This window comes from Blautia parvula (assembly GCF_020215665.1).
GTDB lineage: Bacteria > Bacillota > Clostridia > Lachnospirales > Lachnospiraceae > Blautia > Blautia celeris.
Genome location: NZ_CP084061.1, coordinates 1,771,289 through 1,790,409 on the forward strand (window position 1 = coordinate 1,771,289; position 19,121 = coordinate 1,790,409).

A 19,121-nucleotide genomic window follows, 5' to 3' on the forward strand; every position below is an offset into this window, starting at 1 on the left:
CAGAAAATGTACAGACTGTATCTGTTTTTCCACTCCTTATAGGCACTCTGCCCATACTTTTTCTTGACAAATAGAGGCATAAATTATAGTATTTTGACAAAGGAGTATATTCTTATGAAAATCAATCTGGATATCATCGCAGAAGAATTATCTGCCTTCTCCCCCAGACGGGCAGGCAGGAAAAAATCAGATACTACAGCGCCAAACCTGCAGGGTGTCGGCCTGTACCATTCCCAATCCTCCCTGTCGCCGGAAATCTGTTATGCCGTGGATGCAGACAGTATTTCGGATTCTTTTATCTGCCCTTTTGGCATCACACTGACTGTCATGGGAAATACAGCCGGGCTTTTGCCGGATACAGCGGACGCGGATATTCTGATACTGGATCGAGGGGATGCACAGTGCACATTCAGCGACATGTTCAATGCGCTTAATTCCGTTTTCCTAAAATACCAGGCGATTGACACGCGGCTCAGTTCTGCTGTCATGAAAAACGCCCCTCTGCAGGAAATACTGAAAATCGGTGAGGCCCTCTTCGGAAACCCTCTCATTCTTTTCGATAAAAATTACTGCATTTTAGGGGAAGCGGATTCCCGCCTGGAGAAACTGGAGCTGGTGTGTGACAAATGGTCGGATTCCAAAATGCTCTCCATTGATACAGTCAATGCCATCAAGACTTCACCGGAATACCGCAGGGCTTCTGAATCCTCTGATATTTGTTTTGTATCGGAGGAATATTTTGCATACAATACGCTTTTTGCCCCTGTGGAGGGAAGCGGCTCCCCTTTGACCCTGGCTGTTATGGAGACAAACTGCCCTCTCACCCGGGTACACCGGCAGCTTGCCCTGTACTTTTCCGGTATTCTGCGGCTTGCCCTGGGAAGAAATCATTTAAGCTCCGGACATTCTCTGCGGTTTGAGGATTTTCTGAAAGAGCTTCTGTACGACACGCAGATTGAACAGGCCGTGATAGACCGCTATCTGCTGGCTATGAATTGGAAAAATGGGGACAATTACCTGCTGGTTACCTTTCAGACTAATCGTTTCGACAAGATTAATTCTATATACAATAACATCTGCGGAAACATCGAAAAACAGATACCTGAGAGTTTTGCCTTTTATTTTGAAGACAATCTTCTCACTGTTATCAATCTGGACCAGGCCCGCCTGACCAAGACGGATGCTGTCCATATGCTCTCTATTTTCCTGAGGGAAGGATTATTTCACGCCGGCATCAGTTATATTTTCTTTGATTTCAGCACTTTTTCCAGCTATTATAAACAGGCTCTAGGAGCTCTTGAGATGGGAGAAAAATATAGTCCTCATGAGTGGTGCTATGATTTTGAGGACTATGTGCTGCACTATTTTATGCACTACGGCACTAGCCGGATCGACGGAAGACATCTGTGCCATCCCGGTGTAGTGCAGCTTTATATATATGATTCTAAGAATAACACAAATCTTCTGGAAACATTGAGGGCTTATCTGGACTGCGGAGGAAATGCGGTTCTGACCGCGCAGAAACTCTATATCCACAGGAACACCCTGTACCAGAGACTGAAAAAAATAAACGGCATCATCCATACTAATCTGGATAATGCCAATGTCAGGCTGTTTATTATGATGTCCTATACATTTGTAGACCTGCTGGGGCTGACCCCTGTGGAATCTTAAGGCATACCCCAAAGCACATTCCGTCATTCATGCCTGCGGCAGGCACGCTTTGCGCGGCAAGGGATACTCTCCCAATCGCTTTTCAGCATGCGGTATTCCATACGTGTTTTCATTTTACCGTCATGCCATTCGTAGTCCACATGCTCTGCCTCCCTGATCATGCCGCATTTCTGCATAACACGCTCGGAGCCTCTGTTTTCCTTGAGGCATCCGGTGGTGATGCGGTATACGCCGCCCTTTGAAAAAGCAAAGTCCATCACCTTTTCCAGCGCTTCTGTCACATAATCGCAGCCCCAGAATTTCGGATATGTAAAATACCCCAGGTGCACCAGCTTTCCCACAGGTGTTGTATCCATGACCGTATATCCGATACTGCCGATTTGTTCTTTTGTATCCTTTTTCTGCATGTGCAGAAAATATCTGCACCTGTCTTTCCCCCGGATATCCTGCAGAATATCCGCAAAATACTTCTCCGATTCCTCCCTGGAATGGTGCTGGATATCCTGAAGATAATACATCACCTCATCGTCTGCCATAAGTCTGCTGTACTCTTCTGCATCATCCTTTGTATAATCCCGTAAAATAAGGCGTTCTGTTTCTAAGTATATCAATGCATGTTCCTCCTATATGACCACTTCGGTGATTATCTTTCCGGCTTCGTTGATTTTTTTAATTCCGGTCTTCTTTTCCTTTGCTTTATTAAAACAGAAACTGACCAGCCATCCTTTATTTTGCTCATAGCTGTCCAGATAATCACAGAGCTGCTTTCGACCTTTTACCTGGTATTCTTCACCATGCCATATTTTCAGTTCAATGATATATTGTTTTCCATGGTAATCTACAATGATATCTGTCCGCCGCTGGTCGCGTGTTCCGGCATCCACATAATAATGTCCTGTACCGTTAATGATTGGTTTTAAAAATGTAAGAAACAGAAATCTGCCATCTTCCTCCAGGAATTCCCAATCTTTTTCTCCATAATAAGAAGTATAATGAGCCTGAAATCGTTCCAAAACTTTATCCATATCCAAATAGTGTCCTGAAATAAACTGGTTTCTTTCAACTACCGCAGCATCTGCCAGCCTGCTGTTCTTTGTTTCATTGAGATAAAATAAATCATACAGATACGTTTCAAAAATACGGTTTGTTATGGCTACTTTATAGTCTTCTTCTTTCAAATATCCAAACATTGTGCCTATTTGAATTGTATTATCCGCAAGCGAAAACGGGTACGATTTTCCGCCCAAAAGTATATGATGGAGCATCTCATTTAAGTCAGGATACAAGTCAAGATTTTTGTTAATATCATCAAATAGTATACTCCGGCTCATCAGCATATATTTAACAGCAGCTCTTACTCCTTCCGGGCACCACACAGAGGCTCTGTCACCAAAATCTTTATTTTTCCAGACTGATTCATCCAGCAATTTGCAGATTTGTGATACAAGGTATGGATATCCGGACGTATAGGCATATATTTCATTACTTAATTTGTCTATATCCATTCCATATTTATAATCTGCCTCATACTCTTCCAGCATTGTAGCTATTTCTTTCGGCGAAAAGGACATATCTACATCAAAACTTTCTGCAATATTCCATGGACTGTTATATCTATGCTCTGCATCCGGCCTGATCTTCAATTTTAAATTTTTTATGTCGTAAACACCCGTAAGAATCACGTTATGAAAAAAATTCTCTTTTCCCTTTTCTCTGTCCAGGTATTTGTCTCGAAGTAAACTGAGAAAAGAAAGAAATATCTGATTGCTTGAGCTTTTGTCAACTTCGTCAATCAAAAGGATGATTTCCTTATCTGAATCCGTACATAACCGGCTTATCTTATCGCCGAGGTTCTGAAAAGTCAGCTCATCTTCTTCATAATGATTCCATTGTTCAATTACATTAGCATCTAAACTTTCATTTTCCAATTCTTTGGTGACCAGCTGCACAAATCCTCTTACAAAATTTTCTCTGGAATCAAATAAATCATCTGCGCCTTCAAAACTGATACTGATAATCATGTACTGATCCTGCAAATATTTTTCTAACTGATACAGCGTTGTGGTTTTCCCGTATTGCCTGCCTCTGTTAATTGCAAAATAATACCCTGGTTCAATGTATTCTTCTACAATTTGTTTTACTTTTTGTGATATGTCTACCATATAATGTTTCTCTGGTATACAGATTCCGGTCACGTTATAACGCTTTCTCATGTAAATCTCCTGGGATGTATTATTGTTGGGGAATCATTTGCAAGATGATTTTTATGCATAAATGCGATAAAAATTTGAATTTGCAGTGCTGATTATTATCTTTATGTCTTTATTAAACGTAAATATAAAATGTTGAATAAATGGTAGGTGATCTTGTTTTGATTCTAATTTAAGTGGACGTTAATTTCAAGGTACGAATTTTGTCCGGTGTATTTAGTGTTAATACTATTGTGACTGTCTTCGGTGTGAAGCTAAAGACAATACCCAAAACTGTGGTTGTATTCCTACAAGCATTTCTATCTGCTTCGGCTCGAAGCCGGAGACTTAATTGTCCAAGAGTAGAAGCAGATGTTGCATATTTCAATTCACTCCAGCGCGAAGCCGGAGACTATACATGCACAAGCAGAGGGGACAACAGCTTTATTTCAATCCACTCCAGCGCGATGCCGGAGACAAATATTGCATTTAAACTGAACCGGATTTATCAGATTTCAATCCACTCCAGCGCGATGCCGGAGACCAGACTGAAATATAAAACCTGTCTCATACGTTGTATTTCAATCCACTCCAGCGCGATGCCGGAGACTTCGTTCATCGCTTTTCTCCTGTCATCTATATAATTTCAATCCACTCCAGCGCGAAGCCGGAGACCCCCCATAGAAACAGATTTACCGCCTGAACTTATTATTTCAATCCACTCCAGCGCGAAGCCGGAGACTGAGTGAGTAATGTATCACTCTAACACAGTATTTATTTCAATCCACTCCAGCGCGAAGCCGGAGACATCCGTAGACCTCCTCGGTCCCCTTATCATTGTTATTTCAATCCACTCCAGCGCGAAGCCGGAGACTCACAGGTTGCGTCCGCAAGGGAGCCAGTGGAATATTTCAATCCACTCCAGCGCGAAGCCGGAGACTGGAAAAAGTGGAGGAGAAACCATGAATTTAATCATTTCAATCCACTCCAGCGCGAAGCCGGAGACGTTAGAAAGGAGCATTTTTTTGTATAATAGAGAATTTCAATCCACTCCAGCGCGAAGCCGGAGACACCTGTATGATAATAAGGTTGTGGTAGATAGCTGATTTCAATCCACTCCAGCGCGAAGCCGGAGACTGGGAATCCGCCTTTTGCATACCAGTCCAGGTTATTTCAATCCACTCCAGCGCGAAGCCGGAGACGGCAATTATTACCAATTTCCATCTATATTCTACACATTTCCTTATACAAATCAACTAATGTTTTATATTCTCCACCCCATTCCTCCACCAATCCCCCTATCACAATGCGCTTTTTCCAGTGCGAATCCCCTAAGAAATTAATGTCCACTTACGTTTCGCACCACCAAAGCACTATATCATTATAACACACCTAATCCAAATATTCCAGAAAAGCATCTTCGCCTCAAAAATATTTCTCATATTCCCCATCCGGGAATTTACCTTCCAGTCCCAGGACTCTGGGCCAAAGACCTGTCTCTGCTGTTATAACGCCCATAATCATTCCCATATGCGTATGCAGATGCCTGTGCTGCGCCAGTATAAGTGTAAATCTTTTATACTTACACCCTTCCGGTTTCAAAAGCAGCATATCATCCTCCAGATTTTCCGTATAATTCTTAATTTTCTTCTCAATCTCCAGAAAATACGCCTCCAAAGTCTCACGGGAAAGCAATTTATTCGTAACCACATCCAGATTATTCAAATCTTTCTCATGAAACCAGGGGTTTGCATACCCCGGGTCATCTGGATTTATAAACCACAAATCCAGGGAGTGCAGCATATGGTACACATGTTTCCACAAAGGCATTCCGCAGTATTCCTTTTCCCACATCGCATCCGGAATGCAGGTAACTACATTTTCCACTTCCCACAATGCCCTGTTTGTCTGTTCTTTGATAATATCTGAATATTTTTCCTGAACCATTGCTGGCGATTCCCCTTCCGCTCATTTACCTCTCCATCATACCATTTTCCTGCAGCCATACCACAGACTCTCTGAGTGCCTGAACAGTCTTTGTCTCCAGCACACATCTGCAGTTTCTTTTGCCGGCAATCTCAAATTTCTCTTTCAGGTCAATTTCTCCTGTCCCCAAAGCCAGATGATTCTTATTTCCGGCCGCATCATGCATATGAAAATGTACCAATTTCTTCTCATGCTCCAAAATAAAGCTCTCAAACTCTTTGGAATCCACATGGGAATGCCCTACATCCCAGGTCAGGAAAAATACCCTATTTTAGGTACAGCCTCCGCACCAACTCATCATACCCCGAACTCCCATCCAGTATATTTTTATATGTACTGATCCAACAAGGCTTCAATCCCGCCCGGAATGCTGTTGCCTGGGATGCTGCATTTGAGGAAGCGACGCAGTAAATAGGCAGAATATCCCTCTCCAGAATATCATGCATCAAATGATTCACCAGCACTGATGCCAGTCCACCCTTACGATACCTTTCCTTTACATCCACGCCGATCTCCCAAACCCTTCCGGATTCTATGGAGGCCCCGGCAAGCCCTGCAATCTCTCCATGTATTTCCGCATAAAACACTATATATGTATTTGTTCTTCCCTTCTCATCAAACAACAAGGAATTGTCAAATCCCTCTGTTCCCTGAAGCTCCCCAAGTTTCTCCCCTTCCAGCCCCCTGTAAGTGTACCCCGGCAGAAACTCTATTCTGTTGCTATGTTTTGCATCCGGTATGTAATAGATGGACTGCCCGTAAAGCAGGGGACACTTCTGTCACCTCTATACTCCCAGCTCTTTTTTCAAATCTTCCGCATACTTTTTCTGCTGCCTCTTCAGATACATCCCCGCTGCAAACTTCATAAACGGTTTCTTCAGCTCCACATCCTCAGTAAAATCTATCTCCGTGCCATTTCTGCTTTCACGGAGCAGGCCTGTCCAGTGGCCCTTCATGTTTTCATTCTCCATGTCAAATTCATACCGGCAAAACGGTACCTTTTTTGTGATTGTAAATGTAGTGGGAAACCCGCTCTTTGTGTACTCCACAAAGGTCTTCCCATCCCCCATCTCTTCTATCCTGTCCAAATCGCTGCGCCAGCCGTAATTCTTATTATCCGTGATCACCTTCCAGACCTGTTCCGCGCTGGCGGACAGTTGGATCTTCATATTTGCTTTCGCCATAACTGCCTCCATTTTTCCTTTTCTACCAGTCTACCCTGTACCCTCTTTCTTGTCAAACCGAAAACCCTTTCCTGCATCAAACAAAAAGAAGAAAGAGTCCGGTTTTCGGACTCCCGCTCCTGAGCGCAGCCGCCTGCGGCTAAAAAGTTCACGGATTTTTCTAAGTATAACAAAAGAAAAAGCGCCTGCCCCCCATCTTCGGGAAGGCAGACGCCGCATTATTTCATGCAATATCACATTACCAAGCCGCATACCACATACAGCACCGTAGCAATCGCCGCCGTCACCAGTGCGTAGGGAAGCTGTGTCTTCACATGCGAGAACAAGTCCGTGCCCACCGACATGGAGGACAGAATGGTGGTATCTGATATAGGAGAACAGTGGTCTCCGAAAATACCTCCTGAAACAACCGCTCCGATTGCCAGCAGAATATTGGAATCCATGGCAACCGCCATTGGAATGGCAATAGGCATCATAATGGAGAACGTTCCCCAGCTTGTACCTGTACTGAATGCCATAACTGCACCCAACAGGAAAATGATAGCAGGTCCGAAGGCTCCGCTGACTTTTCCTCCGATCAGGCTGGCAAGGAAGGTACCGGTACCCAGTGTCTTGATCACACCGCCGATGGCAAATGCCAGAACCAGCAGGATGACAAGTGTGAGCATATTGCTGACACCTTTCAGCACATAATCCCCAAACTGTTTTCCGGTCATGATCTTCTGTCTTGTGTAGAGCATACCCATAACAAGCAGTGTAATGGTAACTGCATAGAGGATGGATGTGGTTCCGTCACCCTCTGTGATATTTCCTTTTCCTGTGACCAGCAGGCCGATGAAGGTACCGCCGATCAGCACGATAAGCGGAAGCATCATGTTCCACTTGTTCTCCTTGCCCGGCTCTACCAGCTCATCAAATCCTTCACTGTCGTTTAACAGAGGAACCACTCCGTCATCGTACAGCTTGCCTGTCTTCTGCACACGCTCCTCAGCTTTCTTCATAGGGCCCCAGTCTTTTCCGCTCAGTATGTAGAACAATACCATAACGAGAGACACAATACTGTAGAACTGGAACGGAAGACTCCGGATCAGAAGATTCATAGGGTCTCCGGCGATAACGCCGGCAGTGATCTCCGCCCCGATCAGTCCCATGAGCATGGCACCCCAGGAGTTCAGCGGAATAATGGCATTGATGGGCGCTGACGTGGAGTCACAGATATAAGCCAGCTTTTCTCTGGAAACTTTATATTTGTCGATCAGCGGTCTTGTCACAACGCCGGTGAACATGATACTTAAAAGGCCGTCAATGAAAATAATGACACCGATAATATAGGCGATCATCATAGCCATCTTTTTACTTCTCACTTTATTCCCCTGCTCAGTCAGATACGTCACAAAGCCATTGACGCCGCCTGACACACGCACCAGTATTACAAATGCGCCCATCAGCGTGGTAAACAAAAACGTTTTCAGATTTCCGGTATCTGCACATACATTTAGAATCTGGTTCACCAGCTCATTTACAGCGGTGATGGGATTCCACCCGCACAGAATCAGTTCTCCGGAAAAAATACCGATCAAAAGAGCAAGCGCCACCTTACGAAACGCAATGGCAAATGCAATGGCAATGATCGGCGGAATTAATGTCAAAAATCCATAATCCATAGTATTCCCTCCTCTTTTGTGTCAATACTGGGCAAACAAAGAGCCAAACCCTCCTGTATGCAGGTAACAGACAGGCCCCTTTGCTTTCCCCTTTCCCAACCAGTCCCTCATGCCGACCAGGACTTTACTGTTGTAGATATTTTCAATGAAAATACCCTCTGCCCTGGCAAATTCAAAAATCTCCCGGGCACTTTCGCTGGTATTTACGCCCCAGCCCCGGCCCCGGAAACCGTCCTCAATACTGCAGAGTTCTTCCACGGATTTCCCTGCAGGGATTCCGGTTATAGCCTCCACTTCCCGCACAGTGTCCGCAATGTGTTTCTTCAGGTTTTCCCTGTCGTCCTCCACACTCACGATCACGATCCGGAAGGGATTTCCCATAACTGCATTTCCATACACCAGCCCTGCTGCCACACCGCCGTTACCACCCGGTGCGAAGATTGTCATGCCGGTGATTCCCTGTGCCTGGCACTGTTTCATAAGCTCCGGTACGGCTGCCGTATAGCCCAGAGCGCCTCTTCCCGTGGTAGCCCCGTTTCTCACTACATAGGGATTTCTCCCCTCTCTGCGGTATTTTTCAAAAAGCTCCTCCACAAAGGCATTGCGTGCGTCAGAATCCACGTCCCCGAGAAAATGGGATTTCACCCCGAGAATCTGATTCAGCAGCAGATTTCCTTGCTTCTTCTCCGGCTCGGTGCCATTGTGAACCAGTTCACAGTCCAGTCCCACTTTCGCGCAGGCTGCAGCTGTCAGGGTACACAGGTTTGACTGGGCAGGTCCTGCAGCCAGAATCACTTTACTGCCCTCTTTTACTGCCTCTCCCAGTATGTATTCCAGGCTTCTGATCTTGTTGCCGCCGGGGCCTATGCCTGTCATATCATCACGTTTGATATAGATCTTTGGACAGCCCCACTGCTCTTCCAGCCTGTGCAGACGGTGAAGCGGCGTGGGAGCGGGCATCAGCGGTACGCGTTCTGTCTTCTCCAAAAAAGTCTCCAGCAAATGCATGCTTCCATTCCCCCTTTTCTAACGCTCGGCGATCACCTCGACTTCACAGAGCACACCCTTTGGCAGCGTCTTAACCGCAACACAGGAGCGCGCCGGATTGGTGGTAAAGTATTTTGCGTAAACTTCATTAAATGCCGCAAAATCCTTCATGTCCGCAAGAAAACAAGTCGTCTTGATCACTTTTTCAAAACTGCTTCCGCCTGCTGCAAGCACGGCACCTACATTTTCAATAGACTGCTTTGCCTGAGCGGTGATCTCCGCCTCCACTACCTGGCCGGTAGCCGGGTCAATGGGTATCTGACCTGAAGTGAACAAAAGTTCATTTGTCTTCATTCCCTGTGAGTATGGGCCGATTGCGGCCGGTGCTTTTTCTGTACTGATGATTTCCATAATTTCAGTCCCCCATTCCTCTGTCGTTTTATCATATTAAAGAGTATATCACTAAACTATTTTTTAGTCAATAGTTATTTTTTCATTCTTTCATCATTTTGACTGAAATATTTTTCAGTCCAGGTTGCGTTTCCCCCGTAAAAAAGTTATAATGGGTAAAAGGAGGATTTTACCATGAATTACCTTACCCTGACAGAAACAGACAAAGCTATTTTGGAATCATATAAGACAGTCCTGGACGGACTTGCAGAATATTTAGGCGATGGATATGAACTGATTCTTCACAGTCTGGAGAATCTGGAGCACTCCGTCATCAAGATCATCAACGGCCACTATACCGGACGCGTGGAGGGCGCCCCCATCACGGACCTTGCTTTAAAAATGCTGGATAATATCCGTCAGAAAAAGGAGCCCGCGGCCCTGTGTTATTTTAATAAGAAAAACGGAAACACATTAAAATCCGCTACCATCCCTATCCTGGGGGAAAAGAAGCGCATCATCGGCCTTCTCTGCATCAATTTTCACACAGAGGTGTCCTTCGCCAGCATCCTGGCAAGCTTCACCCCTGCAAACAGCATTGTCCCCGGTGTGACAGAGACCTTCAGCGACAATGTGGACGACCTGATCACCTCTGCACTGGACGAGGCCAAAAACAAAGTATACGCCAATCCTCTGATCTCCACCACCAATAAAAATAAGGAGATCATTCATCTCCTGTACGAAAAAGGTATCTTTAATATGAAGGACGCAGTCATTAAGGCGGCGGAAAGCCTTGGCATCTCTAAAAACACCGTCTACCTTCATCTGCGGAATCTGGAAAAAGAAAACAGCAATTAAAAAGCGCCGGACAGAAACGATCTCTGTCCGGCACACTATTCTCAGGCCGCCCTCCCTACAGAAGCAGATTCAGCAGTCCAATGACAAACCCGATCAATGCTCCCAGATTGATGACAGCATTCAGCTCTTTCTTCATAATAGACATGAGGATGTTCTCCACTTCCAGCACATCCATACCGTTTACCTTCTCCTCTACTACTTTGGCGATCTGGAACTGTTCCGCCAGCTCTCCTGCTTTGTCACCTACAAATTTTACATAGATGCTCTCCACCAGGCCACGGATTCTCTCCTCGCCCAGAGGGATGGATTCCACAATCTCACTGACTTTACGGCTTTCCACAGCCGCGATCTCTCCTACCACAACCGGATGGATCTTGTCATGGCCGTTCTCACGGATGTAATCCCCCACCTTTCTGCCGATGGGTTCTGCAATGGAGTTGATCAGATCATCTGTAAGGAACATGGACACCATGGAGCCCTGGAATTTCTGCTTCACTTCTTTGGCACCCTCCTCCGCAATGATGGAGCCCACATCCAGCTTATTAAGCCCCTCTGTGATGCGTTCTGTGATAAAATTTTCCAGCTTCTCCCGCATGGCCTCATAGTCGTCCTGCTCCACATAGTGCTGCAGGAACCCCTCTACTGTGTCATCGCTTTTCTGCACCTTCTGGATACCCTCGCTGATACGGCCCACAATGGTATTCTTCACACCATCGGACAGCAGCATGTCCTCCAGATCCTGCTTTGTGATCAGATGGTCGCCCACCGCGCTTCCCAAAGCCTTTGCCAGCCTGCTTTTTCCTCTCGGAATGATGCCCGGCGTAAAGGGCAGGGTCCAGTTTCCGATCTTCACCGGATACAGGGGACGAAACAACATTTTCACTGCAATATAGTTTGTACAGTAGCCGATGACCGCCCCGATGAGCGGCCCGGCAAGTAAACGTAAAAAGTTCATTTGTATCCCTTCTATTCGTTATGTTCTATCATAATTTTCAGTATCTCTTTGTCTGTCTGCTTCATGCCTTCCTTGCCTATGTATCCCACACAACTGATGGTCTCAGGCGTATCCTCCTGCAGAATACCCGTATAGGGGGCATAGACTTTGTTCTTCATTGCCAGGTTATGTGCCATAATGGCTGCATCCAGGCTGGTGGCGATCTTAGCTGCGCAGGAGATTTTCGCTCCGTCGCAGATAATCCCCGGTATATTTGCCAGCGTGTTCTCCACGGTCATTTTGATCTGGTCCAGGGTCCCGCCCACCATATAGGTGAGAGCCGCACCACTGGCACAGGAGGCGGAGACTGCGCCGCAGAAGGCGGACAGCTTGCCGATATATGTCTTCTGGTATATGGTCAGAAGGTTGGAAAATACTAAGGAACGGTAAAGTGTCTCCTGGTCCACCTGCTTGATCCTGGCATAGACCACCACAGGAACAGAGGAGGCGATTCCCTGGTTGCCGGAGCCGGAATTGATGATGACCGGAAGATCGCATCCTCCCATTCTGGCCTCAGAGCCTGCCGCGGCATATGCCTTCATTTGATTTAAGGTAGTGTCAGGATAAGACTCCACCAAAAGCTTTCCAAGACCCAGGCCGTATCCGCCTTTCATTCCCTCATTGGCGATCGCCATATTGCAGGTGATCTGTCTCTCTATCAAATGCTGCACTTTGGAAAGCTCCACCGTGTCGGCAAATTCTTTGATGTTTTCCATATTCAGGATGACTTTTCTCTCGTCTGTGTCATCGTGCTCAACTAAAGCGGCACCCTCGAGCAGCTCTTTCCCGTCTTTCCGGATGCTGGTGATGTTGGTATGTCCGTCACGGATCTCCACCACGGCGCTGTGTTCTTCGGTGTAAAGCTCCAGAATTATATGGAGTACACTGGAACTGTCCAGGAATTCCACCTTACAGACACCTTTTTTCAGCATATCCTTTGCCTTCTCAATATCCTCGTCCGCAACATCCTCCAGGACTTCCATCTGTTTCTGTGCATTACCTCCCGCAATACCCAGAAGCACGCCGGCCTCAATACCTACCAGCCCCTTTGAATTCGGTATGGTGACACAGCGCACATTTTTGATGATATTGCCGCTGCACTTTGCAATAACTTTTTCGGGCATTTGGCCCAGAACTTCTCTTGCCCTGGCGCCGCCGTAGGCAAGCGCGATGGGCTCTGTACACCCCATGGCCGGAACCAGCTCGGATTCCAGGATTTTAATATAATCTTCTATTATTTCATTTGTCAGCATTTTTTTAACCTCTCCCAAATAATTTTCCGCGTAAATTCCCCCACATGCGGATCAAAAAGTAATCATATGCCTTGTCAAACAGATACAGGGCAATCTGGCCTCCCAGTACAAAGACAAGCATCAGCTTTCCGGAAACCTCACCTGCAAAGAGAAGCTTCGGAAACAGAAAAAGCGCAGGCAGGTACATGATATTGAAGATCACAACCTTTCCTGCCGCAAAAATCAGCTTAGGATTTTTCATATTCTGGTGTTTTCCCAGAAAACGCCACAGGCCCTCTATCAAAAGCACATAGACCCCCATCATGGCAAAGGTAATACAGTAGAGCTTCTGAGGCGCCAGAAGAAATCCCAGAAGCAGGGTTCCCCCGAAAAAGATGATTCCTGTCTTCAGCTCATATTCTCTCACAATGATACCCACACAGAAGGCGGCTGCCGCCAGAAAAAACAAAGTATTAAAGTCCAGAATACCGCTGAGTACGATCATAACCACTGACAAAGCCATCAGAAGGCCGGATACGGCCATTTTCTTTCCATTTACAGGCATGGACAAAGATCTCCTCCCATACACTCACACAAACTGTCGGCGCACCACAGATCACAGCAGAAGTTTCCTGTACCACAGGAGGAACCGCCGTTGTTGGCGTAAGGACTGCCGCCGCCCTGGTAGCGCTGGCTGTTCCACTGCAGACGGTTCACCAGGTTGGAATACTCCGGATTGCCCGGTTCCATGCTGGATGCCTGCCTTGCCAGATTCAGGGCATTTACATTGTTACCCATTCCCATATTGGCTACTGCACTGAGATAATACCACTGTGCACTTCTGTTCTGTATACGGGACAGCACATTAAGCGCCTGCTGGTACTGGCGGGCGTTCAGGTAATTGGCTGCTGCCTGAAGCTGTACATTGTCCTCGGAGGACGCGTAATTCTGCTGGCTGTAACCTGAACTGTAGCTGTTCCCTGCATTGCTGCCGTAGCCGCTCTGGTAGCCGCCGTCCCTCTCGCGCATGATCTGGTCATAAGCCTCCTGTACTTCCTTGAATTTTTCCTCTGCCAGACCTGCCAGCGGATTGTCCACATAAGAATCGGGATGGTATTTTCTGCTCAGGTCCCTGTATGCTCTCTTGATTTCGTCATTGCTGGCGTTTTGTGATACGCCCAGCACTTCATAAGGATTGTTGATCATGGTTCTCTTTTATCTCCTGTCTTTCTTTTTTTAATTTATTATATTTTGACCATACTCCTGAATAGATGATATTCCGAAGCAGTTCAGACTCCTTAATACAGGGAAGCTTCTCAAAGGCACCGCTGGCCTCAGCCATCATCATGAGAAGAATATTGTATACTTCCTTCTCGTAGCCTTCCCTGTCCTCCCGATAAGATTCATAGAGGGGTTTCAGCGGATTGTAGCTGCCCTTCTCCATATCCTTTTCCAGGTCATCATAGGCATCCATAATATAAATGAATTTTCCCAGATAAAAACCGAATTTTCTCAAATACTCTTCCCAGACATCCTCCCGAATCACAAAGATCTCAGCCATCAGTTCCCCGAAACAGCCAGCCACCAGATCCAGGTCTGTCTCCTGCTTCTTCTCATATTCCGAGAGCTTACGAAGCTTCATCCTAATCGCCCTGCTCTGTCTTGGGTACTCCTGACTGATTTTTCTGGCCTGTTTCTTAAACAAATGAATGCCTGTCAGTCCTTTCATGCTCTTGTCATCCTGCCAGTCATCGGCAAAATGATAAAAAGAGAGCAGAATATTCATCCCGGCACCATACTGTGTGATCTCATTTTGGAGCATGGGAATTTTCTTCACAGGGTGCACCGGGCACCTGGAGCTGATTTCCCTGGTCTCGCTCTCATAAAGAGAAGTAAGGAGTACCACCAGAAATGTCATATCATAGGTGAGTGTCATTCTCCCCCGAAATCCGTATTCTTCATTGAGGGTCCGGCAAAGACCGCAGTAATATGCCTTGTACTGATAAAATTCTTTTACTTTCAGCTCCGGTTTATCCACCGTCACATATCCAAACATATGATTTAGCTGCCTTTCTCCTGCCGTTACTATTCACAGCCCTGCAAAAAACGCAGTTCTCTGAACAGCAGCATCTTGCCTGCTGCAGGTTCTTACTTCTTGACATAGTCTATATTATTATACTATAAGTTTCTGCAAAATACCATCCCCACATTGACGTAACCTTATTTTTCCGATATACTGAAAAAAAACATGAAAGAAGGCATATTTTTGCAGAAAAAAACAGAGGATATGAACATAGCTCCACAGGACTTTGACGTGCGCTTTCCTGAGCGCTTTATAAAAAATACAGATTACTACAACTCTCTCATGATGATGTACCGCTGTGCCATACGGGAGATCCAGACCAAACTGGAAGTGCTGGATGATGAATTCTCCGTAAAATACAACCGAAATCCCATCTCCTCCATCAAGACCAGGATCAAAAAGCCCATGAGCATCTACAGCAAGCTGCAGAAACTGGGGTACGAATTTACGGAGACCAATATCCGGGAACAGTTAAACGATGTGGCCGGAATCCGCGTTATCTGCTCCTTTATAGACGATATCTACACAGTTGCCAATCTTCTGGCGGAACAGGACGATATCAAAATCCTCCGCATCAAGGATTACATCCTGAATCCCAAGTCCAACGGCTACAGAAGCTATCACATGATCGTGGAGATTCCCGTTTTCTTCGCTGAGGGAAAGACACCCATGCGGGCTGAGGTGCAGATCCGAACCATAGGTATGGATTTCTGGGCAAGCCTGGAACACCAGCTCCGCTACAAAAAAGAACTGGGAAGCAACAAAGACCACGAACTCATCAGTATGGAGCTTCTGGAATGCGCCCACACCATCACGGCTGTGGACAACCAGATGCAGAATATTAAAAAGATGATTGGGGAACTGAACTGACAGGTTCCTCAATCATCTTTTTCTTATTTTTGGCCGGAGACAAACTGATCAAGGAGTGTCTCGCAGGCATCATAATAGGTTGTCATCTCTTCGTCCTTCTCCATTTTAGTCCCTTCCAGGCTGCGCATGGCGACATACAGATCCTTGACAGAGGCAGGCCTGCCAATCTCTTCATAGGCGGCACAGTCTTCCACCTTGGCAAAGTCCTCCAGTTTTTCCGGGAAAACACCGGCGTCCTTGAACTTTTCAAAATTCTGCTGGCTGATAAAGAATATCATGCTGGTTCCTTCCTGCATATCCACTGTCATTTTCGTCTGGCCTGCCGCCAGCATCTGGGGATCATATCCCTGGGCATCATCCGGAGGGAGCACATAGTTCTGGATCTGTACGTGGACTTCCCCGTCTCCGTTCAAATCCTCTGCATTGGCTTCAAAATACCCCTGCAGCGCCTGGCTGTCCTCATCCGCGATCATGTAGTCCGTGACAAAGGCAATATTGTAATCATAATCCACTTTCCCAAGCATATCCTTGATAAACACAATGACCATAAAGAGCAGAAATGCTCCGATCAGTACGTGGAACTTATAATAGTACCAGAAATTGTCAACTTTTTTTCTTGTTTCGTCTTTCATCTGTGGTTTCTTCATTGATTCACTCATCCGTCCTTTTTTTATGCTGATTTAGATTTTATCACTTCTAAATTGAGAAAGGAAGAGGTTTTTCGAGACTTTATGGAGATTTTAGAATTGTTATTGCTATTTTCACAACTTGTGATATTATGGTAAAGGATTTTTAGAAATACGATCACTGGAGATTAAAAATATGAAGAATCTGACTCAGGGGAACCCAACCAAGCTTATGCTCTCCTTTGCCCTGCCTGTGTGCCTGGGCAATCTGTTCCAGCTTTTTTACAGTCTGGCTGACACCAGAATCGTGGGAAGCACACTGGGGGAATCCTCCCTGGCCGCTGTCGGTGCCACAACAGCCATCAGCACACTGCTCATCGGCTTTCTGCAGGGCCTGACCAACGGCTTTTCCATCATTGTCTCCCAGAGCTTCGGGGCTGACAAGAAAGAGCGGCTGAGAAAAGCGGCTGCGGGAACCTTTCTACTGGGATTTCTGACCACAGTGGTACTGACTGTGGTGTCCCTTTTGGGGCTCAATGGCTTCTTGTCCCTGCTGCAGGTCCCGGACCAGCTCCTCTCAGAGGCATCCGGGTACATAAAAATCATTTTGATGGGTATGCTCATCACCATGCTCTACAACGCCCTGGCCGGGATCATGCGGGCAGTGGGGGATACCGTAGCGCCGCTTCTGTTCCTGGTCTGTGCTGCCCTTCTGAATGTGGGGCTTGACCTTTTATTTATCCTGCAGTTTCATATGGGGGTGAGAGGCGCTGCCCTGGCAACGGTCCTGGCCCAGAGCGTATCCGTTGTGCTGAGTTTTGTGTACATGTGGAGGCGCTATCCCATTTTCCGGCTGAAGCCCGGGGACTTCAGGCTGAGCCGAACCATGGTTAAAGTCCTTTACTCCTCCGGCATGTCCATGGCTCTTATGATGTCCCTGGTATTTTTCGGTACCCTGGCTCTTCAGTGTGCCATCAACACCTTCGGCACGGAGATCATTGTGGCCCATACCGCTGCCAGAAAAATCTGCGAGTTTTATTTCCTGCCCATCTCCGTCATGGGCGTGACCATGGCTACCTTCTGCGGACAGAACTTCGGCGCCGGGAAGTTTGACCGGGTGAAGATCGGTATTCGGCAGGCACTGTTCATCACATGGGGATGGACCTTTATTATCATCCTCTTAAGCTACACAGCCGCCCCCTTCCTGATCCATCTGGTCACAGGAAGCAGCAGTCCGGCGGTCATAGAGAACGCATCCAAATATCTGCGTATAAATTCTCTGCTGTACTTTGTAGCCTGCGGGATCAATATCTTAAGAAACGCCCTGCAGGCCATCGGGGACCATATCACCCCTGTCATATCCAGCTTCATTGAGCTTGCAGGCAAGGTGCTCATTGCCCTGTTTCTGACCCCCATTCTGCAGTATATGGGGATCATCATTGCAGAGCCAATCATCTGGTGCCTGATGATCCTGCCCCTGATTTTCAAATTCCGCCGTCTGTGCAGGGCACAAAATCAGAGGCAGCGCATATAATAATCATAAAGCGATTCAAGGAGTCACCATTTGGCATATAAAGTTGTAATAGACGCCGGGCACGGGGGAACGGATCCCGGCGCTGTCTATAAGGGCAGACAGGAGAAAGATGACAATCTCCGCCTGGCCCTGGCAGTAGGCCGGATTCTCTCCCAGAACGGGGTGGATGTGGTGTACACCCGCACCACCGATGTATATCAGACACCATTTGAGAAAGCCCGCATCGCAAATCAGACCGGGGCAGACTGGTTCATTTCCTTCCACCGGAACTCCAGTCCTCAGCCCAACCAGTATTCCGGCGTGGAATCCCTGGTCTATGACCTGTCGGGACGAAAGGTTGACATGGCGGAAAATATCAATGGAGCCTTGGGGGAACTTGGCTTTAAGAACCTGGGCGTAAGGGCAAGGCCCGGTCTGGTAGTCCTTCGCCGCACACAGATGCCCGCGGTACTGGTTGAAGTTGGCTTTATCAACAACGACGCGGACAACGCTTTGTTTGACGAGAAATTTGATGAGATCGCCCAGAGCATCGCCTACGCGATCCTGGGAACACTGGAGGAGGAAGAAGTGGAGAAGCCGCCTGCAGGGGAGCCCGTGCTTTACCGGGTACAGGTGGGCATGTTCCGGGAAAAACAATACGCCGATAACCTGCTCTATGAACTGCAGGACCAGGGATTTCCGGCATACATTTTAAGTGAGGACGGCTTTTATAAAGTGCAGGTTGGCGCTTATCAGTATCTGGCAAATGCCGTCAGGATGGAGCAGACCCTGCGGCGGGCAGGATACAGCACCTGGATCACTACCTGAGATAACAAAGAAAAAGATGTCTTCTGCTTTACGGCAGGAAGAC

At 46.8% G+C, this 19,121-nt stretch carries 20 protein-coding genes and 1 CRISPR repeat array; of the genes, 5 read left to right on the forward strand and 15 right to left on the reverse strand.

The annotated features are described in order from the left end of the window. Window positions 1–114: 114 nt before the first annotated feature. Window positions 115–1,674, forward strand: coding sequence for a PucR family transcriptional regulator (locus LC508_RS08270; RefSeq protein ID WP_103733059.1), 1,560 nt, complete (start codon window positions 115–117; stop codon window positions 1,672–1,674). A gap of 23 nt (window positions 1,675–1,697) precedes the next feature. On the opposite strand, the gene LC508_RS08275 is transcribed toward LC508_RS08270, so the two are convergent. From LC508_RS08275 to LC508_RS08315, 9 genes are all read right to left on the reverse strand, one after another. After that, window positions 1,698–2,285 (reverse strand): GNAT family N-acetyltransferase, encoded by a 588-nt coding sequence (locus tag LC508_RS08275; RefSeq protein ID WP_052099739.1) that lies wholly within the window; start codon window positions 2,283–2,285, stop codon window positions 1,698–1,700. 12 nt (window positions 2,286–2,297) lie between these two features. Next, the gene (locus LC508_RS08280; RefSeq protein WP_118594129.1) at window positions 2,298–3,887 is read right to left on the reverse strand and encodes an AAA-like domain-containing protein; all 1,590 of its coding nucleotides are present in this window, start codon (window positions 3,885–3,887) and stop codon (window positions 2,298–2,300) included. Window positions 3,888–4,179: 292 nt separating this feature from the next. Then, window positions 4,180–5,065: a CRISPR direct-repeat array (repeat unit 32 nt; unit sequence ATTTCAATCCACTCCAGCGCGAAGCCGGAGAC). Between the two features lie 223 nt (window positions 5,066–5,288). After that, entirely contained in the window at window positions 5,289–5,810 is a 522-nt protein-coding gene (locus tag LC508_RS08285; protein ID WP_103732900.1) for a hypothetical protein, read from the reverse strand. A 25-nt stretch (window positions 5,811–5,835) separates the two neighbouring features. Then, window positions 5,836–6,105: a hypothetical protein gene (locus tag LC508_RS08290; protein WP_330425244.1), complete on the reverse strand. Its 270-nt coding sequence runs from the start codon at window positions 6,103–6,105 to the stop codon at window positions 5,836–5,838. 10 nt (window positions 6,106–6,115) lie between these two features. Continuing rightward, a complete protein-coding gene (locus LC508_RS08295; RefSeq protein ID WP_225305345.1) occupies window positions 6,116–6,475 on the reverse strand; it encodes a GNAT family N-acetyltransferase in 360 nt (119 codons plus the stop codon). Window positions 6,476–6,634: 159 nt separating this feature from the next. Beyond that, window positions 6,635–7,033, reverse strand: coding sequence for an SRPBCC family protein (locus LC508_RS08300; protein ID WP_033143911.1), 399 nt, complete (start codon window positions 7,031–7,033; stop codon window positions 6,635–6,637). 233 nt (window positions 7,034–7,266) lie between these two features. Then, window positions 7,267–8,697, reverse strand: a complete 1,431-nt coding sequence (locus tag LC508_RS08305) for a Na+/H+ antiporter NhaC family protein (protein WP_103732901.1) — start codon at window positions 8,695–8,697, stop codon at window positions 7,267–7,269. Between the two features lie 21 nt (window positions 8,698–8,718). After that, window positions 8,719–9,684 (reverse strand): 1-aminocyclopropane-1-carboxylate deaminase/D-cysteine desulfhydrase, encoded by a 966-nt coding sequence (locus tag LC508_RS08310; protein WP_158587352.1) that lies wholly within the window; start codon window positions 9,682–9,684, stop codon window positions 8,719–8,721. Window positions 9,685–9,723: 39 nt separating this feature from the next. Further along, window positions 9,724–10,095, reverse strand: coding sequence for a RidA family protein (locus LC508_RS08315; protein WP_033143909.1), 372 nt, complete (start codon window positions 10,093–10,095; stop codon window positions 9,724–9,726). A 174-nt stretch (window positions 10,096–10,269) separates the two neighbouring features. Between LC508_RS08315 and LC508_RS08320 the strand changes: the two genes are divergently transcribed. Next, window positions 10,270–10,932, forward strand: a complete 663-nt coding sequence (locus tag LC508_RS08320) for a helix-turn-helix transcriptional regulator (protein WP_033143908.1) — start codon at window positions 10,270–10,272, stop codon at window positions 10,930–10,932. 55 nt (window positions 10,933–10,987) lie between these two features. Here LC508_RS08320 and LC508_RS08325 read toward each other — a convergent pair whose 3' ends face one another. The 5 genes from LC508_RS08325 to LC508_RS08345 are packed head-to-tail and all read right to left on the reverse strand — an operon-like array spanning window position 10,988 to window position 15,214. Next, window positions 10,988–11,887, reverse strand: a complete 900-nt coding sequence (locus LC508_RS08325) for a DUF445 domain-containing protein (RefSeq protein WP_033143907.1) — start codon at window positions 11,885–11,887, stop codon at window positions 10,988–10,990. Between the two features lie 11 nt (window positions 11,888–11,898). Continuing rightward, window positions 11,899–13,179: an L-cysteine desulfidase family protein gene (locus LC508_RS08330; protein ID WP_033143906.1), complete on the reverse strand. Its 1,281-nt coding sequence runs from the start codon at window positions 13,177–13,179 to the stop codon at window positions 11,899–11,901. A gap of 4 nt (window positions 13,180–13,183) precedes the next feature. Then, a complete protein-coding gene (locus LC508_RS08335) occupies window positions 13,184–13,723 on the reverse strand; it encodes a hypothetical protein (protein ID WP_054353563.1) in 540 nt (179 codons plus the stop codon). Continuing rightward, window positions 13,714–14,364, reverse strand: coding sequence for a J domain-containing protein (locus LC508_RS08340; RefSeq protein ID WP_103733002.1), 651 nt, complete (start codon window positions 14,362–14,364; stop codon window positions 13,714–13,716). The genes LC508_RS08335 and LC508_RS08340 overlap by 10 nt, the downstream gene beginning before the upstream one ends. Continuing rightward, on the reverse strand, window positions 14,345–15,214 hold the full coding sequence (locus LC508_RS08345) for a DUF5685 family protein (protein ID WP_033141327.1): 870 nt from the start codon (window positions 15,212–15,214) through the stop codon (window positions 14,345–14,347). The genes LC508_RS08340 and LC508_RS08345 overlap by 20 nt, the downstream gene beginning before the upstream one ends. A gap of 231 nt (window positions 15,215–15,445) precedes the next feature. Here LC508_RS08345 and LC508_RS08350 point away from each other — a divergent pair, with 231 nt between their 5' ends. After that, window positions 15,446–16,111, forward strand: coding sequence for a GTP pyrophosphokinase (locus LC508_RS08350; RefSeq protein WP_033141350.1), 666 nt, complete (start codon window positions 15,446–15,448; stop codon window positions 16,109–16,111). Between the two features lie 23 nt (window positions 16,112–16,134). On the opposite strand, the gene LC508_RS08355 is transcribed toward LC508_RS08350, so the two are convergent. After that, window positions 16,135–16,770, reverse strand: a complete 636-nt coding sequence (locus LC508_RS08355; protein WP_225305346.1) for a hypothetical protein — start codon at window positions 16,768–16,770, stop codon at window positions 16,135–16,137. Between the two features lie 163 nt (window positions 16,771–16,933). Here LC508_RS08355 and LC508_RS08360 point away from each other — a divergent pair, with 163 nt between their 5' ends. Next, window positions 16,934–18,271: an MATE family efflux transporter gene (locus tag LC508_RS08360; RefSeq protein ID WP_103731568.1), complete on the forward strand. Its 1,338-nt coding sequence runs from the start codon at window positions 16,934–16,936 to the stop codon at window positions 18,269–18,271. Window positions 18,272–18,301: 30 nt separating this feature from the next. Further along, the gene (locus tag LC508_RS08365; protein WP_033141330.1) at window positions 18,302–19,078 is read left to right on the forward strand and encodes an N-acetylmuramoyl-L-alanine amidase; all 777 of its coding nucleotides are present in this window, start codon (window positions 18,302–18,304) and stop codon (window positions 19,076–19,078) included. The last annotated feature ends 43 nt before the right edge of the window (window positions 19,079–19,121 follow it).